The organism is Achromobacter sp. ES-001 (assembly GCF_019448355.1).
GTDB lineage: Bacteria > Pseudomonadota > Gammaproteobacteria > Burkholderiales > Burkholderiaceae_B > Achromobacter > Achromobacter spanius_B.
The window spans coordinates 510,222-526,934 of record NZ_CP079940.1 but is presented as its reverse complement, the minus strand read 5'-3'; the positions used below and the strand labels follow the sequence as shown (position 1 = coordinate 526,934).

The window sequence follows — 16,713 nt, the reverse complement described above, 5'->3', positions numbered from 1 at the left end:
TAGGTTGCAGATCCGACGAGTTTACTTCACGCGGGGCCAATTCCCCGGCGTTACAATCGTCAGGCACCCAACGCCCCCCTCCGCCATGTCAGCCGAATCCGTCGCCGCAGCCAATCCCGCCCCCCCTTCAACCCCGGATGCGGTGCGCGCAGCGCGCATGATTCCCTTCATTGTCGGCTGCGCGCTGTTCATGCAGATGCTGGACGCCACCGTGGTGGCTACCGCCCTGCCCGCCATGGCCCGCGCCTTGGGCTCCACCCCCGTGCGGCTGAACGTGGCCATTACGTCCTACCTGCTCTCGGTGGCCGTGTTCGTGCCCGTCAGCGGCTGGGCGGCCGACCGCTACGGCGCGCGCCGCGTATTTGTGGCCGCCATCGGGCTGTTCACGCTCAGTTCCGTTGCCTGCGCCCTGTCGCAGGACCTGCCCCAGCTGGTCGTGGCCCGCATCGTCCAGGGGATGGCCGGCGCCATGATGGTGCCCGTGGGTCGCATCATCCTGCTGCGTACCGTGCCCAAGCAAGACCTGCTCAAGGCCATGTCGTTCCTGTCCATCCCGGCCCTGCTGGGTCCGGTGATCGGCCCGCCGCTGGGCGGCTTCATGGTCACCTATATGTCGTGGCACTGGATTTTCCTGATCAACATCCCCATCGGCGTGCTGGGTATTGCGCTGGTGCTGCGCTATGTATCTGAAATCAAGGAAGCATCCGCCCCGCGCCTGGACTGGCTGGGCTTTCTGCTCAGCGCGGTGTGCCTGGCCGCGCTGGTCAGCGGCTTTGAAGCCATCGGCCGCGACATCATGCCGCTGCCCATGCTGCTGGGCCTGATCGCCGTGGGCGCCGCTTGCGGTTTCCTCTACGCCTGGCACGCCCGGCGCATCGACCACCCCATCATCGACCTGTCCTTGATGCGGATTCCCACCTTTGCCATCTCGACGCTGGGCGGCAACCTGTGCCGCTTTGCGGTGGGCGCTACCCCCTTCCTGCTGGCCATGCTGCTGCAAGTGGGCTTTGGCCTGACCCCGTTTTCTGCCGGCCTCATCACCTTTGCCAGCGCCGCCGGCGCCCTGCTGATGAAATTCGTGGCCACGCCCATCGTCCGCCACTTCGGTTTCCGGCGCGTGCTGACCGTGAACGCGCTGTTGACCGGCGTGTTCATCATGGTCTGCGCCACCTTCACGCCCACCACGCCGGTGTGGCTGATGATCGCCATTTTGCTTGTCGGCGGCTTCTTCCGGTCGCTGCAATTTACCGGGGTAAATACGCTAACCTATGCCGACATCCCGCCGTCCCAGATGAGCCGCGCCAGCAGCTTTGCCGCCATGGCGCAGCAACTGGGCATCAGCCTGGGCGTGGGCGTGGCCGCGGTGACGCTGAACGTCAGCATGACGTTGCGCGGCGCCGAAACGCTGGCGATCAGCGACGTCGTCGCCGGCTTTATCGTCATCGGGCTGATGTGCATGGTCTCGACCCTTTCCTTTAGACGCCTCGATCCGCAAGCCGGGGCACACCTGAACGGCGCCAAAAAAAGTGACGACGAATGAATTTGTCCTAGCCCTGGACCAGGGCACGACCAGCTCCCGAGCCATCGTGTTCGACCGCGAATGCGTGGTCCGCGGTGTCGGCCAGCGTGAATTCCGCCAGCACTACCCCCGGCCCGGCTGGGTCGAACACGACGCCAACGAAATCTGGCACAGCCAACTGGACGTGGCCCGCGAAGCCCTGCGCAACGCCGGCGCCACCGCCGCCGACGTGGCCGCCATCGGCATCACCAACCAGCGCGAAACCACGCTGATCTGGGAACGCGCCACCGGCCGCCCGCTGGCCCGCGCCATCGTCTGGCAAGACCGCCGCACTGCCCCGCTGTGCGACCAGTTGCGCCGCGACGGCCACGCCGACTTCCTGCAATCGCGCACCGGCCTCGTCGTGGACGCCTACTTCTCCGGCACCAAGCTTGCCTGGCTGCTGGACCACGTGCCCGGCGCCCGCAAGATGGCCGAACGCGGCGAACTGGCATTCGGCACCGTCGACACCTGGCTGATCTGGCAACTGACTGGCGGCGCCGTCCACAGCACCGATTGCAGCAACGCGTCGCGCACCATGCTGTTCGACCTGCACACGCAAGACTGGAACGACGACATCCTGGCCTTGCTGAACATCCCGCGCAGCGTGCTGCCCAAGATCGCGCCCAGCAGCGCGGTCGTGGGCGACGCCCTGCCCGAATGGCTGGGCGGTTCGATCCCCATTGCGGGCGTGGCCGGCGACCAGCAGGCCGCCACCTTCGGCCAGGCCTGCTTCACGCCCGGCATGGCAAAGAACACCTACGGCACCGGCTGCTTCATGCTGATGAACGTCGGCGACCAACCGGTGCAATCCAAGAACCACCTGCTGTCCACCGTAGGATGGGGCCTGCCCCAAGCCGACGCCGGCAAGTGGAAGCCCACCTACATGCTGGAAGGCGGCGTGTTCGTTGCCGGCGCCGCCGTCCAATGGCTGCGCGACGGCCTGGGCATCATCCAGCGTTCCGAAGAAATCGAATCCCTGGCCGCCAGCGTCTCCGACACCGACGACGTCTTCATGGTGCCCGCCTTCGCCGGCTTGGGCGCCCCCCACTGGGACCCTTACGCCCGTGGCACCCTGGTCGGCCTGACCCGCGGCACCACCCGCGCCCACATCGCCCGCGCCACACTGGAATCCATCGCCCTGCAAAGCGCTGAGTTGCTGACCTGCATGAACGGCGACAGCGGCATCGCGCTGACCGAACTGCGCGTAGACGGCGGCGCCGCCCGCAACGACCTGCTGATGCAAATGCAAGCCGACCTGCTAGGCGTCCCCGTCGTCCGCCCCCGCGTGCCCGAATCCACCGCCCTGGGCGCCGCCGGCCTGGCGGGCCTGGCGGTAGGCTTCTGGAGCAACCTGGAAGAGTTCGCCTCCAAATGGCAGGCCGAACGCACCTTCACCCCCACCTGGCCCCAAGCCGTACGCGACGCCAGAATGAAACGCTGGCGCCAAGCCGTAGACCTCTCCAAAGGTTGGAGCGCGCCCGCCTGAAGGCGGACCGGGGCGCAAAACCAGCGCCCGCGCCCCGACGCACCACAATCCCCGCATTCGCGCAGCGCCCCCGCCCCGACGCACCACAACCGCGTAAGCCCCAAAAGGCCGCCCGCGCGGCCGGCCTGGGGCGGGCCCCGCAAGCCCTTCCGCCCCACCCCTCCAGTAGGCAAGAACCAAAAGAACGCCCCCCCTCCCCAGCCCCCCTCAGCGCCAACTGACGCAGCCTGGCGTGGTGGTGGCGCGGGGTGGCGGGGAGTCGATAAGCCCGAGGGAATCTGAAGGGAGCCGAAGGCGGACGAAGATGACGACGGGGCAGTCCGGAGCGAAGGCTCCGGACCGCAATCGTTGACCCGCCGCCCCGCGCCGCCGCCGCGCCAGGCGTCAAAAGAACCTGCTCCGCTCCAAAAGCCCCTGACCCTAAATCCCAGCATCAAATCCCAGCTTCAAATCTCAGCATCAAATCCCAGCATCCCCCCCCACCTCAACTCCCACCCCAGCCCCCCATCCCCCCTCAAGCCGCCCGAACCCCAATCGCCACCACCCTCGCACTAAATTCCTTCAACAACTCCTCCCGCACCAAAGCCGCCCGCGCCACCGCCTCCTCCTTCACATGTCCATACCCCCGAATCTCCTCCGGCACCCGCGCTAACGCCACCGCCCTTTCCAGATTCCCCCGATTCAACTTCACCAAAATCGCCGACAACGTCTCCCGATACTCCCGTATCAGCTCACGCTCTGCCCGCCTCTCCGCCGTATACCCGAACACATCCAACCGCGTCCCCCGCAACCGTCGCATCTTCGCCAGCACCCCGAACACCTTCAGCATCCCCGGCCCATAAGCACGCTTGACCAAATGCCCCGCCTTGTCGCGCCGCGAGAACAGCGGCGGCGCCAGATGGAAGTGCAGCTTCCAGTCCCCTTCGAACTGTTCCCCGATCTTCTTCACGAACTCCCCATCCGAATACAGCCGCGCCACCTCGTATTCGTCCTTGTAGGCCATCAGCTTGAAATAGTTGCGCGCCACGGCAACCGCCAACCGATGCGTGCCCGTCGCTTCCTGTTCCGCGCGCGCCACCTTGTCGACAAGGTCCGTGTACTGCTTGGCATACGCCGCGTCCTGGTATTGCGTCAGAAACGCCTTGCGCACCGCCACCACCTGCGCCAATTCACCGGTTGGCTTTTTCAAGTCCGTCACCGGCGCCGCGCTGCGCGGCCGCTTGAGCTCGATGATGTCTTGCGGCCCCGCCAACGGCACCCCGCCGTTCGCCATCAACCGCATCACGTCCGCCGGGTCGTGCGCCGCGCGGCGCCCCCACGCAAACGCCGCCTGATTGTTCGCCACCTGCTGACCGTTCAATTCAATTGCCCGCAGCAACGCCTCGCGTGACAACGGCAGCCAGCCCTTTTGATACGCATATCCCATCATCAAGGGGTTGGAGTAGATCGCGTCGCCCAACAACACCACCGCCATCGCCGCCGCATCCACCGCGTACAAATTGTCCTTGCCGCACGCGGCTTGCAGATCCGCCGTCAGGTCCGCGCCCGGCAGCGTCCAGTCCGGGTTCGACACAAACGCCGCCGTGGGCGCGGTGTCGCTGTTCAACAGCACCTTCGTGCGGCCCGGGCACACTCGCGCCATGCTGTCCGCGCTGGTTGCCACGACCAAGTCGCCCGCCAGCACCAGATCGGCCTCGCCCATCGCCACGCGCGTATTCAAGAGATGTTCCGGCGATTGCCCCAGCACCACATGCGAATACACCGCGCCGCCCTTCTGCGCCAGGCCCGCCATGTCCAGCACCGAACAGCCCTTGCCCTCAAGATGCGCCGCCATGCCCAACAACTGCCCGATCGTCACCACGCCCGTGCCGCCCACCCCCGCGATAAACACGCCATAAGCGTGATCCGGCACCGGCACGCGCGGCTCCGGCACGCCCTCGTCGACGACGCCTTCCTGCGACAACGCCTGCGGCTTCTTCAGCTTGCCGCCTTCCACCGTCACGAAGCTGGGGCAAAAGCCCTTCAAACAGGAAAAGTCCTTATTGCAGCTGGATTGATTGATCTTGCGCTTGCGCCCAAACTCCGTTTCCAGCGGCTCCACCGACAGGCAATGCGACGCCGTTGAACAGTCTCCGCAGCCTTCGCACACGCGCTCGTTGATGACCACGCGCCGCGCCGGGTCCGCATACGCGCCGCGCTTGCGGCGACGCCGCTTTTCCGTTGCACAGGTCTGATCGTAGATCAGCACCGATACGCCCGGATGCTCGCGCAAGTCGCGCATCACCGCGTCCAGCTCATCACGATGCAGCACCGGAACATCCGGCGCCAAACCCGGCGCGTCCTTGTACTTGTCCGGCTCGTCCGTCACCACCACGATTTTCTCGATTCCCTCGGCCGCCATCTGCCGCGAAATCATCGGCACGCTGATGGGTCCGTCCACCGGCTGCCCGCCCGTCATCGCCACCGCGTCGTTGAACAGAATCTTGTAGGTGATGGGCACCTTTGCCGCCACCGCCGCGCGGATCGCCAACAGCCCCGAATGGAAATACGTGCCGTCGCCCAGGTTCGCGAACACGTGTTTTTCTTCCGTGAACGGCGCCTGCCCTATCCACGGCACCCCTTCGCCGCCCATCTGCGTGTACACCTCGGTATTGCGGTCCATCCACCGCACCATGTAGTGGCAGCCAATGCCCGCCATCCCGCGCGAACCTTCCGGCAAACGCGTCGACGTATTGTGCGGACAGCCCGAACAGAACCATGGCTTGCGCTCCTGCACCACGCGCGGCCGTGCCAGCGCCTGTTCGCGATCCTGGATAAATTGCAGCCGCGCCTCGATACCCGCGCGCACATCGTCCGGCAACGCAAAGCGCAGCAGCCGCGCCGCAATCGCGCGCGCCACCATCGCGGGCGAAAACTCGTAATGCGCCGGCAGCAGCCAGTTGCCCTGCGGCACCGACCATTCACCGCCATCCTTGTCGTCGAATTTACCCACTACCCGGGGAATCTTCTTGCCGCTGCCGATCCAGCTGAACAACTCTTCCTTCAGCTGGTATTCCAGCACCTGGCGCTTTTCCTCGACCACCAGAATCTCGTCCAGCCCGTCGGCAAACTGCTGCATGCCGGCGGACTCCAGCGGCCACACCATACCCACCTTGTACAAGCGTAGGCCGATGCGTTGGCACACGGCCTCGGTCAAGCCCAAGTCCGACAGCGCCTGGCGCGTGTCCAGATACGCCTTGCCCGACGTCATGATGCCAAAGCGCGCATCGCGTTGCGGCACCTGCCACAGCTCGCGATTCAGCTTGTTGGCGCGCGCGTACGCCAGCGCCGCGTACAGCTTGTAGTCCAACAGCCGCGCCTCTTGTTGCAGCGGCGTGTCGGGCACCCGGATGTTCAGGCCGTCGGGCGGCAAGATGAAATCTTCCGGCAACTGGATTTGCACGCGATGCGGGTCCACGTCCACCGACGCCGACACTTCAACGATGTCGGTAATGCACTTCATGCCTACCCACACACCCGCATAGCGGCTCATCGCCCACCCGTGCAGCCCGTAATCCAGCACCTCTTGAACGCTGGACGGAAACAGCGCCGGAATCATGCACGCCTTAAGGATGTGATCGCTTTGGTGCGGCAAGGTCGAAGACTTGGCCGGATGGTCGTCGCCCGCCACCACCAGCACGCCGCCATGGCGCGACGTGCCCGCGGCGTTGGCATGCTTGAAGACGTCGCCGCAGCGGTCCACGCCCGGCCCCTTGCCGTACCACATGCCGAAGACGCCGTCGTACTTGGCGCCCGGAAACAGGTTCACCTGTTGCGAGCCCCAGACCGCCGTGGCGGCCAGGTCTTCATTGACGCCCGGCTGAAATTCAATGTGGTGCGCCTTCAAGTGCCTGGCCGCCTTCCACATGTTCTGGTCCACCCCACCCAGCGGAGAACCCCGGTAGCCGGACACGAAGCCCGCGGTGTTCAACCCCGCCCGCGCATCGCGCACGCGCTGCATCATGGGCAGGCGCACCAGGGCGTGGATGCCGCTCATCCAGGCGCGGCCGGATTCCAGGGTGTACTTGTCGTCAAGTTGGACGGATTCAAGCGCCGTGCGTACGGCGGCTGGCAGGGGGGCATTCATGTGTACTCCAAAATCCTGGAGGCCCCCTCCAGCTTCGCGAGCCGCCTCGCTTGACGGTCACGCGGGCCAACAAGGGCCGTGAAAGTGAAGTCGTGGCGCGTTAGCGCTGTAGTGCCGATAGTTGTAACCGGTCGCCCCCACCCCGGCAATAGGGCGATGCGATAATTGCCGCCATGGACTTCGCCCCTAGAATCGTCGCCTGGCAACGCCAGCACGGCCGCCACGATCTGCCCTGGCAAAACACGCGTGACCCCTATCGGATCTGGCTATCCGAGATCATGTTGCAGCAGACGCAAGTGGCCACCGTCATCCCGTACTACGAACGTTTCCTTCAGCGTTTTCCGGACGTGGCCGCGCTGGCCGCCGCCAGCCAGGAAGACGTGATGCCGTATTGGGCCGGGCTGGGCTACTACGCCCGCGCGCGCAACCTGCATCGCTGCGCGGTGCAGATCGCTGAACTGTGGAACGGACGCTTTCCGCCTTCGGCCGAAGCCATCGCCACGCTGCCCGGTATCGGCCGGTCCACCGCCGCCGCCATCGCCGCGTTCGCCTACGGCGAGCGCTCGCCCATCCTGGACGGCAACGTCAAGCGCGTCTTCACGCGCCACTTCGGCATTGCCGGCGACCCCGCCAAGCGCGAGGTCGAAACCCGCTTGTGGGCATTGGCCGACGCGCAGGTCGAAGCGGCCCCCGGGCTGGACATGGCCGCCTACACGCAAGGCTTGATGGACCTGGGCGCCACGCTGTGCACGCGCGGCAAGCCCGCCTGTGAACGCTGCCCCATGGCGGACACCTGCGTCGCCCGCCGCGAAGGCCGCCAGGCCGAACTGCCCACACCCAAGGTACGCAAGGCGATTCCTGAACGCGAGACCGGCATGTTGGTGTTGCAGCACCAGGGCGCTTTCCTGTTGCAGCAGCGGCCTGAACCGGGCATCTGGGGCGGCCTGTGGAGCCTGCCTGAATTCGACGTGGCCGGCGACCCCGACGCCGCCTCGCGGGCGCTGGGACTGGAACCGGAACAGCGCTTCGAACTGGCCGCTTTCGCCCACACGTTCACGCACTATCGCCTGCACATCCGTCCGTGGCTGGTGCCCGTGCGCGCCGCCCGCTTGCGCGAATCGCCCGTGCCGGAACGCTGGGTGCCCGCCGACAAGCTGGCATCCATGGCGCTGCCCGCGCCGGTCAAGAAACTATTGCAGGGGCTGGTCGACGCGGGCATGCAGGACAGCCTGTTCTCCACGGCCAAGCGCTGAAAAAAAGGCAGCTCGCCGCCGCCCCGCGACCTATCTGTCTTCAGGCGCCGAGCCGCTCAACAGCATCACCAGTTTCAGGTCGGGGTGCGTGGCCAGTCGGAACGTGATCTGCTGAAACGCCAGCTTGCCGTCGCGGGGATGCTGGAATTCACGCAGGCCGCCTTCGCGTTCCACCACCGCATGGCGCGTCCACCAATGGGCGAACACCGGGCTTTGGCGATTCAGCGTGTCCAGCAGGCCAAGCACGGCTGGCTCATCCAGATGCGCGCCCGCGTCGGCGCGAAATTCCGCCACCACGCGGCGCGCGCGCTGATCCCAATCCACCACCAGCTCACGGGCGGCCGGGTCCAGGAAGATGTAGCGCAATAGATTCGGTTCGGCATCGCGCTTGGGCCAGTTGTCGAACAGGTCGCGCAGCGGCTCGTTCCACGCCAGCACATTCCACGCGCGGTCCAGCACATAGGCCGGCGCGTTGATGGCGTCCACGCATTCCTGCAAAGGGCCGGGCGCGGCGCCTGCGTCATCGCGCGCGTGTTGGGGGTCGGCGCAGTCGGCAAGGTCGAACAGGTAGGCGCGTTCGGCGCGCGCCAGTTGCAGCACACCCGCGATGCGCGACCACACGGACGGCGACACCGAGACTTCCCGGCCTTGCTCGATCCACGTGTACCAGGTGACGCTGATCCCGCACAGTTGCGCCACTTCTTCGCGTCGCAGGCCCGGCGTGCGGCGCCGCATGCCTTCGGGTAGACCCGCCATCTGGGGCGTAATGCGCGACCGCGCGCTGCGCACGAATTCGCCTAGCGCCTGGCGGCGCAGGGGCGATCCATCTTGGTTGGCCGCGCTTTGGGGGGAAGTAGTCATACCAGGATAAGCAATGGACTTGTACGTGTATAAAGGCCGGCCTATCTTAGCGCCTGCACCTTACACCCCGCACAACGCCAACCAAGGAATTTCATGACCGCCAGCACCCACGACGCCGCCGTCGACCGCCAGTTCAGCCCCCGCGCCACGGCGTACCTGACCAGCGCCGTCCACGCCCAGGGCGAAGACCTGCTGCAAATGGCCGGCATCGCGCGCGAACACCCGCAGGCACGCGTGCTGGACCTGGGCTGTGGCGGCGGCCACGTGACGTTTCACGTGGCGCCCGAAGTCCAGGCCGTCACCGCCTACGACCTGTCCCAGCAGATGCTGGACGTGGTGGCCGGTGAAGCCGCCAAGCGCGGGCTGGCCAACGTGGCCACGCGCCAGGGCAAGGCCGAATACCTGCCCTTTGCCGATGGCGAATTCGACGTGGTGATGTCGCGCTATTCCACCCACCACTGGCAGGACGCCGGCCGTGGTCTGCGCGAAGCGTTCCGCGTGCTCAAGCCCGGCGGCATCGCCGTGTTTGCCGACGTGGTCTCGCCCGGCGAGCCGCTGCTGGACACCTGGCTGCAAACGATTGAAGTGTTGCGCGACACGTCCCACGTGCGCGACTATTCCGTGGCCGAATGGACGCGGATGCTGACCGAGGCAGGCTTCACCTTGCAGGGCCTGTCGCCGCGCCGCCTGCCGCTGGAATTCCAGACCTGGGTGACGCGCATGCGCACGCCGGACACGTTGGTTGCGGCGTTGCGCCATATGTTCAGCATTGCGCCCGATGTGGTGCGCGCGCATTTCGATGTGCAGGACGACGGCTCGTTCACCAGCGACACGGCGACGATCGTGGTGAAAAAGCCGGGGTGATGAACACGGCCTACGGAAAAAGGCCATACGGAAATAGCCATACCGAAACAGGCCATACGTAAACGGGCCTAGGTGCAGGCCTAGGTGCAGGCCTAGGTGCAGGCCTGCGTAAGCAGGCCCTGCGCGCTCAGCGCCCCCGCCACGCCCCGCGTGCGCAGCGCATGCGCGGCTTGCGATACGGCCAGCACAAAGCGCGGGTCGCCGCCCAAGTCGCCAAACACCGCCGTCACGCCGGTCAGCGTTTCGGTCCAGACTTGCATGGCGGCCGGCCCGGCGCTGCGGGCATCAACGGCACGCTCCGCCTCGGCAAGCCGTTGCGCCAACTCGGCCGCCATCGGGTCCTGGATGTCGTAACGCCGCCCCGCCTCATCAACGCCGCGCAAAAAATGCAGCCACGCGGCCACCGCCAGCGCCAGCTTGTCGATCGGCAAATCCGCCGCCAAGCGGGCACCCACGGTGTCCAGCAAGCGTTGCGGCAGCTTCTGCGAACCGTCCATCGCAATCTGCCGGGTCTGGTGTTTTAACGCCGTGTTCTCGAAGCGCTGCAACAGCCGCTGCTGATAATGCGCGAGGTCCAGGCCCGGCAAGGCGGGCAGCGTCGGCATGATTTCGTCCTGCATCAACGCGGCCAGATAAGCCTTCAGCGCCGGCTGGGCCATCGCTTCGTCCACCGTCGCCCAGCCCGCCATCACCGACAGATAGGCCAGCGCCGAATGCAGGCCGTTGACGGTGCGCAGCTTCAAGGTTTCAAACGGCGCGGCATCCGACACGAAACGCGCGCCGCTCGCCGCCCAGTCCGGCCGGCCGGCGGCAAACCGGTCTTCGACCACCCATTCCAGATAGGGCTCGCCCACTACCGGCCACGCATCGTGCAGGCCCAGCGCGCGTGCCACGGCGCGGCGATCCTCGTCGGTTGTACGAGGCACGATGCGGTCCACCATGGAACACGGGAACGCGCACGAGGCATCGATCCATGCCGCGAGGGCCGGGTCAAGCTGCCGCGCAAACGCCAGCACCATGCCGCGCAGCAGATGCCCGTTGCCGGGCAGGTTGTCCAGCGACATCAAGGTGATTGCGCCCCGCCCCGCCGCGCGCCGCTGCTGCAAGCCCCACACCAGATAACCGATGGTGCTGCGCGGCGCCAGCGGATGGGCAAGGTCGTGCACGATGTCGGGGTGTTGCAGGTTCAACCGGCCAGTGGCCGGATCGTGGCAATAGCCCTTTTCGGTCACGGTCACGCTGACGATGCGCGTGTCCGCATGGGCGATGCGCGTCAGGACGGCTTCAGGATCTTCGGGCGCGACCAGGGTTTCGATCACGCAGCCGATCACCGCAATCTGCTGTTGCAGGCCGCCGCGCGCGCCTGCGCCCAAACCTGTGCCCTGGCTCGCGCTGCGTAGCGCCAACGCGTACAACCCGGCTTGCGGCGCCAGCGCATCGCGCGTGTCCGTCTGCCGCAACGACACGCCGCAGAGGCCCCAGCCCAAGCCCCGGTCCACGTCCACGTCCACGCCCGCGCCCGCATTCAGCGCGGCCTCGTTGACCGCCGCCAGATGTGCGCGCGCGAATGCCCCCAAGCCCAGATGCACGATGCCCACGCGCAAGGCGGCCCGGTCATACGTGGGCCGCGTCACCGCATCGGGCAATGAGGCCAATCGCTCAGGCGCAAGCCGCGCGGCGTCGGCCGCTACCAATTCCACAGCGTGCCGTCCTGCTGCAAGCGGTTGACCGGCAGGTAAGCACGTTTATAGGGGTACTTGGCCGCCAGCGCTTCATCGATGTCCACGCCATGGCCCGGCACGTCGCCGGGGTACAGCATGCCCTGGTTGAACGTATAGGCGTGCGGAAAGACGGCGTCGGTTTCCTCGGTGTGGCGCATGTATTCCTGGATGCCGAAGTTTGGCACCCACAGGTCAAAGTGCAACGCCGCGCCCATGCACACCGGCGACAGGTCGGTAGCGCCGTGGCAGCCGGTGCGCACCTGGTACAGCGAGGCCAGGTCAGCGATACGGCGCAGATGCGTGATGCCGCCCGCGTGCACCACGGTGGTCCGGATGTAGTCGATCAGCTGGTTCTGCACCAGGTCCTTGCAATCCCAGATGGAATTGAAGATCTCGCCCACGGCCAGCGGCGTGGTCGTGTGCTGCCGGATCAGGCGAAAGGCGTCCTGGTTTTCAGCCGGGGTCGCGTCTTCCATCCAGAACAGGTTGTAGGGTTCCAGCGACTTGCCCAGCCGGCCGGCTTCGATCGGCGTCAGGCGGTGATGCACGTCGTGCAGCAGGTGATGATCAAAGCCCAGCTTGTCGCGGATGCGTTCGAACAGTTGCGGCGTGTGACGCAGGTATTTTTCGGTGGACCAGTCATGTTCGCTGGGCAGGTCGGCGTCGGCGGGCTCGTAGAACAGGTTGCCGCGCCCCACGCCATAGACCTTGTCCAGCCCCGGCACCCCGCTTTGCGCGCGGATGGCGTGATAGCCCATGTCGGCATAGCGCAGCACTTCGTCCAGCGTGTGCTCGATGTCCGAGCCGTTGGCGTGCCCGTAGACCATCACGCCGCTGCGGCTCTTGCCGCCCAGCAGCTGGTACAGCGGCATGCCGGCCGCCTTGGCCTTCAAGTCCCATAGCGCGGTGTCCACGGCGGCGATCGCGGTCATGGTGACCGGGCCGCGCCGCCAGTACGCACCTTTGTACAAGTACTGCCAGATGTCCTCGATCTGATGCGCGTCGCGCCCGATCAGGCAGGGGATCACGTGTTCGGTCAGGTACGCCGACACCGCCAGTTCGCGCCCGTTCAAGGTGGCGTCGCCGATGCCCGTCAGCCCCTGGTCGGTCTCTATCTTCAGGGTCACGAAGTTGCGGCCCGGCGAACAAACGATCACGCGTGCATTCGTAATTTTCATTGTGGTTTTCCGAGTAGACAGCGGGGGGCAGGGATAGGGGTTGGCCGGAGCAGGCCGCGTCAGAACGTCACCATTACCTTCATCGCCAAATGCCGATCGGCCGCCAGCGCGAAAGCGTCATGCACGTTGCGCACCGGCACCGCCGCCGTCAGCAGCGGCGACACATCCAGTACGCCACGGCTCAGGTAATCCACCGCCCAGGCGTACTCGTCGACGAAGCGAAAGCTGCCGATCACCGACAGGCTTTTCACCATGATCTGATTGAATGGGCATTGCTCGCTGCTGCCGTTCAACGTGCCTACCGTGACGATGACGCCGCGCGGGCGCGTGACGCGGATGCAGTTGGCCAGCCCCGCGTAATTACCGGACGCTTCAAAGCACACGTCGACCGTACCCTTGCCCGCGGCAAGCGCGTCGATGGCGCCGGGGTCGGTAGCGGCATTGATGGTGCGCGTGGCGCCCACGCGGGCGCAGGCGGCCAGTGTTTCATCCACGATGTCCACCACCGTCACGCGGCTGGCGCCGGCCAGCCGCGCCGCCATCAGGATCAAGGCGCCGATGGGGCCGGCCCCCACCACCATCACCGACTTGCCCAGCAGACTGCCAGCGCTGCGCACCGCGTGCAGCGCCACGGCCAGGGGTTCGCCAAAGGCCGCCAGTTCGAACGACAAGCTATCCGGCACGGGCAGGCATTGCGCGTCCTGCACCACAACCTGTTCGCGCATGGCGCCCTGCATGTGCGGATAGCGGCTGGCGCTACCAAAAAAATGCACCGCTTCGCAGTGGTTGGAGTCGCCTTGACGGCAATAGCGGCACACGCCGCAGGTGCGGGCCGGGTCCAGCGCCACGCGGTCGCCCGGCTTCACGGCGGTAACGGCGGCGCCGACTTCAAGCACCTGGCCAGAGGCCTCGTGGCCGGGCGTCAGCGGTTCGCGGATGACAAAGTCGCCCACCCTGCCATGACGGTAGTAATGCAGGTCCGACCCGCAGATGCCCACCGCCTTGATGGCCACGCGCACCTGCGTCGCGCCCAACGCTTCAGGCGCCTGTACGTCCAGACGCAGATCCTGTGCACCATGAATTGCGCAATTCAACATGCTGGTGTGCCCCTATGTGACGGGATGCGCTATCGCCACCCCTGGGCGAATTCGCCGATGACGCGTTCCAGGTGCGCACGCATCGCCAGCCTGGCCGCCTGCGCATCGCGCGCAACCAGCGCGCTGAAAATTCGCTGATGGTCTTGCTGCGATGCCTGACGCAAATCCTGCGAATGGAAATGCTGTTCTATCTTTTCCCAGATCGGGCCTTGGGCCTGGTCCCACATTGACGTTACCGTCGCCAGCAACACGCTATTGCCGGTGGACTGCGCGATGAGAAGGTGAAAGCGCCGGTCGGCCTCCTGGTTGGCCGCCTTGTCCGTCATCTGCTCGCGCATGGTGGTCAGCGCCTCGAAGATGCGGTCCAGGTCGGCATCGCTGCGCGTCGTGGCGGCCAGCGCCGCCACCTCGGACTCGATCAGGCAGCGCGCCCGCAGCAGTTCAAACGGCCCGGCCCCCGCTTCCTGCGCGGGCGGCAGGCGGGCCACGCCGGGCTTGGGTTCGCAGACATAAATACCCGACCCGCCCCGCACTTCCACCACCCCTTGCAATTCCAGCGCGATGATGGCTTCGCGCAGCGCGGTGCGGCTGACATCAAAGCGTTCAGCCAGCGCGCGTTCGGCCGGCAATCGCTTGCCGGCGGCGAATTCGCCTTGGGCGACCAGGGCGTGGATCTGCGCGGCCAGCCGCACGTAGGCGCGGTCCGGCGCGGGCTTGCTGGCCGGCTCTTCGGGTTTGGGGATGAGTTGCAGCGTCATGGCATATTGAAGTGGTCTGACCAAATAATATTTGGTTCACCAATCCTAGGCATCCTGGTTTACCAGTAGCCCGTCGGCAAACCGTCGGTAAACCGTCGGCACACCCCCGGTGAACCAGATCCTGGGCGGCCAGGCGTAGCGGCGGCGCTCGACACGCCCGCCCGCTAACGGTATAGATGGCGGTTCCATCAACCGTGCATAAGGGAACCGCGCCATGTCCGATTCATCCAAGCAGATCACGTCCGCGCCGCCCTTGCCCCATGCTCACGGCGACGACGTGCTGGCCGCCCTGACCGTCGGCCAGGCCGCGGCCCTGATCCGTGAGGGCCGCTTGTCCAGCGAAGCGCTGACCCAGGCCAGCCTGACCCGTATCGACGCCCACGCCGCGCTGAACGCCTTCATTACCGTGGACCACCATGGCGCACTGGCCCAGGCCCGCGCCTACGATGCGCAACCGCACGGCGGCCCGTTGGGCGGCGTACCCATCGCCATCAAAGACAACATCCACGTTGCCGGCCTGCCCAACACGGCCGGCACGCCCGCGCTGAAATCGTTCCGCCCGGCCGAGGACGCGCCGGTGGTGCAGCGGCTGCGCGCGGCGGGCGCGGTCATCGTTGGCAAGACCAACATGCATGAACTGGCGTTTGGCGTGTCGGGCTACAACACCGCGTTTCCCGGCCCGTTGGGAGACGGCACGCGCAACGCCTATGACACCAGCCGCATCGCAGGCGGCTCGTCGTCGGGCAGCGGCGCCGCCGTGGGCGCGCGCCTGACGCCGGCCGCCATGGGCACCGACACCGGCGCATCGGTGCGGCTGCCGGCGTCGGTGAACGGCGCCGTGGGGTTCCGGCCGTCCGTCGGGCGCTATGACGGCGCGGGCATCACGCCCATTTCGCATACCCGCGATACCCCGGGCCCCATTGCCAACAGCATGGACGACATCGTGCTGCTGGATGCCGTGCTGGCCGACGACAACGCACCGCTTGCGCCCCTTGCCGCTGAAAACGTGCGCCTGGGCCTGGCCAGCTATTTCTGGAACGACCTGGAACCCCAGGTGCGCGAGGTCACCCACGCCGCGCTGCAAAAGCTGCGCGACGCGGGCGTGCAGTTGGTGGAGATCGACATGCCCGAGCTGCCTGCCGCCAACGCCGCGGTCGGCATGCCGCTATGCCTGTATGAACAAAAGCCGGACCTGACCGACTACCTGCAACGCTACGACACGGGCGTGAGCTTTGACGAGGTGGTGGCGCGGATATCCAGCCCCGACGTCAAAGGCATTTTTGAAGGCTTGATCGTGCCCGGCGTATTGCCCACCCCGGATGGTCAGGTACTGGCGCTGCAACCCTTGTACGAGCGCGTGATCTCGCACCAGCGCGATGAACTCATCGACGTCTATCGCCGCGCGTTCAAGGAACACCGGCTGGACGGCCTGCTGTTTCCCACGCTGCCGATCCTGCCGCTGCCCGCTACGCCGCAGGCCAGCAGCTTCGAAGCGTTCAGCCGACTGGCCCGCAACGTGGACCCGGGCAGCAACGCCGGGCTGCCGGGCTTGAGCATCCCGGCCGGGTTGTCGAAAGAAGGCTTGCCCGTGGGCTTGGAGATAGACGCGCTGCCGAACGCAGACCGCGCGGTGCTGGCGATTGGGCTGACCCTTGAACGCATCCTGGGCCGCATCGCCCCGCCGTCGGCCTGACGATAGACGACACGCGTGACAAACAAACGGGTCGAGGCATCGTGCTTGCGCCGGTGCGCCTCGACCTGGTCTTACCTGCTGCGGCGCCCACCACGGCGCGCATGATTGCGCCCGT

Annotated in this window: 11 protein-coding genes; 5 read left to right on the top strand and 6 right to left on the bottom strand. The window is 66.4% G+C overall.

Annotated elements, in window-relative coordinates; all coding sequences use genetic code 11:
- Nucleotides 1-157: 157 nt before the first annotated feature.
- Together KYT87_RS02265 and glpK are read left to right on the top strand one after the other, a co-directional pair.
- Nucleotides 158-1,540, top strand: coding sequence for a DHA2 family efflux MFS transporter permease subunit (locus KYT87_RS02265; RefSeq protein ID WP_370512782.1), 1,383 nt, complete (start codon nt 158-160; stop codon nt 1,538-1,540).
- The gene (gene glpK / locus KYT87_RS02260; protein WP_046807373.1) at nt 1,527-3,047 is read left to right on the top strand and encodes a glycerol kinase GlpK; all 1,521 of its coding nucleotides are present in this window, start codon (nt 1,527-1,529) and stop codon (nt 3,045-3,047) included. Before KYT87_RS02265 ends, glpK begins: the two co-directional genes overlap by 14 nt.
- Nucleotides 3,048-3,561: 514 nt before the next feature.
- Here the strand turns inward: glpK and KYT87_RS02255 are convergent.
- Nucleotides 3,562-7,173 (bottom strand): indolepyruvate ferredoxin oxidoreductase family protein, encoded by a 3,612-nt coding sequence (locus tag KYT87_RS02255; RefSeq protein ID WP_120153668.1) that lies wholly within the window; start codon nt 7,171-7,173, stop codon nt 3,562-3,564.
- A gap of 173 nt (nt 7,174-7,346) precedes the next feature.
- Between KYT87_RS02255 and mutY the strand changes: the two genes are divergently transcribed.
- Nucleotides 7,347-8,426, top strand: a complete 1,080-nt coding sequence (gene mutY, locus KYT87_RS02250; RefSeq protein ID WP_219991628.1) for an A/G-specific adenine glycosylase — start codon at nt 7,347-7,349, stop codon at nt 8,424-8,426.
- A gap of 30 nt (nt 8,427-8,456) precedes the next feature.
- Here mutY and KYT87_RS02245 read toward each other — a convergent pair whose 3' ends face one another.
- Nucleotides 8,457-9,287 carry a helix-turn-helix transcriptional regulator gene (locus KYT87_RS02245; protein WP_120153664.1) on the bottom strand — a complete coding sequence of 277 codons (831 nt, stop codon included), beginning with the start codon at nt 9,285-9,287 and terminating at the stop codon, nt 8,457-8,459.
- 93 nt (nt 9,288-9,380) lie between these two features.
- On the opposite strand from KYT87_RS02245, the gene KYT87_RS02240 reads away from it, so the two are divergent.
- Nucleotides 9,381-10,151: a class I SAM-dependent methyltransferase gene (locus tag KYT87_RS02240; protein WP_104144779.1), complete on the top strand. Its 771-nt coding sequence runs from the start codon at nt 9,381-9,383 to the stop codon at nt 10,149-10,151.
- 92 nt (nt 10,152-10,243) lie between these two features.
- Here the strand turns inward: KYT87_RS02240 and KYT87_RS02235 are convergent, their stop codons facing one another.
- The 4 genes from KYT87_RS02235 to KYT87_RS02220 are packed head-to-tail and all read right to left on the bottom strand — an operon-like array spanning nt 10,244 to nt 14,905.
- The gene (locus KYT87_RS02235) at nt 10,244-11,851 is read right to left on the bottom strand and encodes a mannitol dehydrogenase family protein (RefSeq protein ID WP_219991627.1); all 1,608 of its coding nucleotides are present in this window, start codon (nt 11,849-11,851) and stop codon (nt 10,244-10,246) included.
- Complete coding sequence (manD, locus tag KYT87_RS02230) at nt 11,839-13,050, bottom strand: D-mannonate dehydratase ManD (protein ID WP_046807817.1); 1,212 nt, start codon at nt 13,048-13,050, stop codon at nt 11,839-11,841. The genes KYT87_RS02235 and manD overlap by 13 nt, the downstream gene beginning before the upstream one ends.
- A gap of 59 nt (nt 13,051-13,109) precedes the next feature.
- Entirely contained in the window at nt 13,110-14,147 is a 1,038-nt protein-coding gene (locus tag KYT87_RS02225; RefSeq protein ID WP_219991626.1) for an L-idonate 5-dehydrogenase, read from the bottom strand.
- Nucleotides 14,148-14,176: 29 nt separating this feature from the next.
- Nucleotides 14,177-14,905: a FadR/GntR family transcriptional regulator gene (locus KYT87_RS02220; RefSeq protein ID WP_219991625.1), complete on the bottom strand. Its 729-nt coding sequence runs from the start codon at nt 14,903-14,905 to the stop codon at nt 14,177-14,179.
- 214 nt (nt 14,906-15,119) lie between these two features.
- Between KYT87_RS02220 and iaaH the strand changes: the two genes are divergently transcribed.
- Nucleotides 15,120-16,598, top strand: coding sequence for an indoleacetamide hydrolase (gene iaaH / locus KYT87_RS02215; RefSeq protein WP_219991624.1), 1,479 nt, complete (start codon nt 15,120-15,122; stop codon nt 16,596-16,598).
- Nucleotides 16,599-16,713 lie beyond the last annotated feature (115 nt).